Annotated in this window: 4 protein-coding genes; 3 read left to right on the top strand and 1 reads right to left on the bottom strand. The window is 36.1% G+C overall.

The features are described 5' to 3' along the window. Positions 1-834: 834 nt before the first annotated feature. A complete protein-coding gene (locus tag BT797_RS20760) occupies positions 835-1,179 on the top strand; it encodes a hypothetical protein (protein ID WP_075473350.1) in 345 nt (114 codons plus the stop codon). Continuing rightward, positions 1,133-1,672, top strand: coding sequence for a hypothetical protein (locus BT797_RS20755; protein ID WP_139291947.1), 540 nt, complete (start codon positions 1,133-1,135; stop codon positions 1,670-1,672). Before BT797_RS20760 ends, BT797_RS20755 begins: the two co-directional genes overlap by 47 nt. Positions 1,673-1,895: 223 nt before the next feature. Here the strand turns inward: BT797_RS20755 and BT797_RS20750 are convergent, their stop codons facing one another. After that, entirely contained in the window at positions 1,896-2,120 is a 225-nt protein-coding gene (locus BT797_RS20750; protein ID WP_244534285.1) for a plasmid replication protein RepB, read from the bottom strand. Positions 2,121-2,532: 412 nt separating this feature from the next. Between BT797_RS20750 and BT797_RS20745 the strand changes: the two genes are divergently transcribed. After that, entirely contained in the window at positions 2,533-2,919 is a 387-nt protein-coding gene (locus BT797_RS20745; protein WP_075473347.1) for a TraK family protein, read from the top strand. Positions 2,920-3,353: the final 434 nt, after the last annotated feature.

The following is a 3,353-nucleotide window of genomic DNA, read 5'->3' as shown; positions in this document are numbered from 1 at the left end:
ACTGAGAGATATATCCACCTTCAGCTACACCCTACGCCCTCCCGTTGGAGCCTCAAAAGAGACTTCCCGTCACAGTGGGAGAAACAAACCTTATTACCGTTAGGCTTACTCTCAACCTAGTGTAGTGAAGTTGAGTGCCGTATTACATCATTTAGGGTTTGTTTGTTCGCTGGCTACCATATCTGACAATCCTTGATTAGTAGCGGGATGCTAACATCTGTCCAAAACATCATGATTCCAAACAGATCTGAGAATACTTCTTGAAAGCGCGTTAATAAATGACTATTATTAACGGACTTCTGGCGGTCAACCAATGAAGTGAAGTATCCGAAAAAACCAGCTTACAGGCTGGTTTTTTCACATCTGGACAAAATATTACTTTCAATTAGTGAAAACGGCAAGGTTTTATCGCTACAACCCATTATAAATCATCATTTATTCGTCCAAACCAAAAAACCTCTTAAAATAGAGCTTTTCAGCTCAAAATTAACTGAATCACACTTTCCCCAATATAGTGCAAAATCATCTTTCCAAAACTACCGGCTAAAAGCGATTTTAAGTCGCTAAAACGAGGCTTAGGGATGTTTATTTGCTTGAGTGATGAAATGGCACTGCGCATTATCACCTTTATGTTCAATAGGCCACTCAGGGGCGATTTTAGCCCTAGTTATAAAAAGCTTCCAACTAGGAGGCCAAATTCAATAAACCACTACAATATGTAAAAACACCTGTTATTGCTTCAATATAGTTATTTTACCTATGCCTTTAGTGATAACTTAATTTTAAATGATGATAATATTGTTAAATAACATTAACTTTATTGGATAATTATTTATGCAAGGTCAATTTTGTACAGTGAAAGGATTTAAACCTAGCGCTAGAACTCTAGCTTATGTTGCAGATATGAATAATGTAGTGGAAATGTCTACATTATTAGGACAAATAATAAAAAAGGTACCAATTTTTCAGATATTTGCAGGTCGAAATACTTATGCAGCAGCCACATTTGCTTCAATGGGTTATAATGTGTGGAGTTATGACTGGTCTTTACTCCAAAACTCTTTTAAATCTATAGGCCTAATAAGACAGGGACGCCTAAGAACAATTGCTCTCTCCGCTGCGGAATCAACGAGTGGTGAAGAACGAAAGTTTTGGAGATGCACATACAATGCATTATAAAAAAATATTAATTTCAATCTTAATCAGTACGTCTTTTTATTCTAATTCAGAGATAATTAATTCACCTTACTCGGAGGGATTAGCTTTAGCTGAAAGCTACATTAACTACGAAAAAAAAGTAGGTGAATGTTCATCCTACAGACATAGAAAAATAAACATGGACAACATAGACACGTCTTGGATCTCTACTCTTGACCAAAAGACTATGGAAGCCGTAATTATATTTATACACTCTTCAGAACAAGATTCATGCTCTGAAAAAGAGCGTGGAAATTATGTTATAACACTTGTGAACTACACGATTAAAACAAAAGATAGAACAGCTTTAGACGACTGGCTAAAGCTTCATAAAGTAATTATCGAGACTGATAGTATGCGAGAGTCATTAAACAAATTAAACCCTGATGATTTTTACAAATTCGTTTCAAATCCTGAGTTTAAAAAAGGATTTGATGTATTCGATGCAATCGATAAGTTTAATGCTGAAATGTAACCCATATTAATTTAGGGGGCCTGTAAATAATTCCGTGTAATTACAGTCATGTATCCAATCTAGCAATAAACTAAAAAGGCTAATGTTTGTCACTGCGCATAACGCATGTTATGTAAGATTGGAGTTATAAATATTACTTGGTAATATTTATCGTGTTCGCTACGTGAATTTTAACCAGGCATTGCCCTGTTACTTGAATTTAGAACACGTAGCGCACCATTAATCACCCAAATTCAACAGTGATCTTAGTAAATCCAACTTTTTGAGCATTAGCCACTGCCGCATCGATAGTTTTAAACCCTCTTGGGTGGCCTTTTGCATCTCGTTGAGATGTCATAGGGTGATCACGTCCGTTTTTTGTTTTTACAGAAAGCATATATCCGCCTACTAATGGCGCTCGAAAAACCGTAGCAGAAATTAACCCACCCGCATCGAATGCCGTTTGCATTTCTTTTAATTCCATAAAGACCTCAAAAGCATAAGTTGATGTATCAAATCCAAGTTTTGAATGTAAATCAAATCCCAATAAAACACGATCAAATTTTGATTTTGATTGACGTTAAATTTAAGGAGGTATAATAATTAGTTCGCCTCGTAGAGCAGGAGACGTTGAGCACGCAGTGCGAATAAGGACAAAGTAAAGAATATGATACCCGCTCGCGTGGTACATGTACTTTACCTATCCTGCCTGATATATCATAGCGATAATCCACGATAAAAAACGCGATACACTGCGATATATTGCTATTAACTGACATACCAAATGAGAAATTAATAATTTCCACTGTACATTATGCCTTCGCTTTGTTTTCATAGTGTTATACCATAAATATTCGCACTTAATCTCAAAAGTAGACCAAATGCCATTATCACTGTCAGATAGAGTTAAAATACGAAAGGGTAAGCTAATGAAAAGTTCTGGATTGAACTTATCACTTTTTTTAGCTCAAAAAAAAGAGATCCAGATGGCATATGACAACGGCTATTCTATCAAGGCTATCTGGGAAACACTTCAAGCGGAAGGAGCTATCACCTACTCATACTCAACATTTGCGAGATATGTAAATCGTCACTTGAATACACGATTGAAAGAAGACAAGGGAGTTGAAAGTTCAATAACGACTAAAACACAGTCAAAACAAAAAATGGTGAATTCATCACGAACACCAAAAAATACACCTCCAACAAAACCTAAAAATAAGTTCAATTGGTCACCTAACTATGATGCAAAAGCCCTAACAGGGTGATCTTAACGTATGCGAACCAAATAGATATTACTTAGTAATATCTATTACTGTCACATATGACAAATTTCTAATTTTATTGAGTTTATAGTTAGCGCATTTTGATTCCCGATCATGCTATTTGCATCATGTTGCATAGGCGTAGCCGTTACCTGCCTTTCTGCAAAACTGCTTTTAGCTTAGAGTATGCGTCCATGCGTAGATTCTTGGGCTTAACTTAATTTGCGAAAAAACGATGAATATTTATGCATTTTTAGGAAATTTTTTCCGCTCGCCTAAGTATTCATTACAATTGCATAGATCGAACGTTTTATGAATATAAAGAAGAGTGAGGCAAGAACCACCAGAGAGCATAGGGCTAACCCTTCAGCTACGCTGAACCCCTACCCAGACAGACTATGAAAAGTCGGAGAGTATCAGATTCATTCTACGTAATT

Origin of the sequence: Moritella viscosa (assembly GCF_900120065.1) — a bacterium.
GTDB lineage: Bacteria > Pseudomonadota > Gammaproteobacteria > Enterobacterales > Moritellaceae > Moritella > Moritella viscosa.
This window is presented reverse-complemented; position numbering and strand designations above follow the sequence as displayed.

Coding starts and splice junctions, on each gene's coding strand:
- BT797_RS20760 (WP_075473350.1), top strand. CDS start 835: ATGCAAGGTCAATTTTGTACAGTGAAAGGATTTAAACCTAGCGCTAGA.
- BT797_RS20750 (WP_244534285.1), bottom strand. CDS start 2,120: ATGCAAACGGCATTCGATGCGGGTGGGTTAATTTCTGCTACGGTTTTT.
- BT797_RS20745 (WP_075473347.1), top strand. CDS start 2,533: ATGCCATTATCACTGTCAGATAGAGTTAAAATACGAAAGGGTAAGCTA.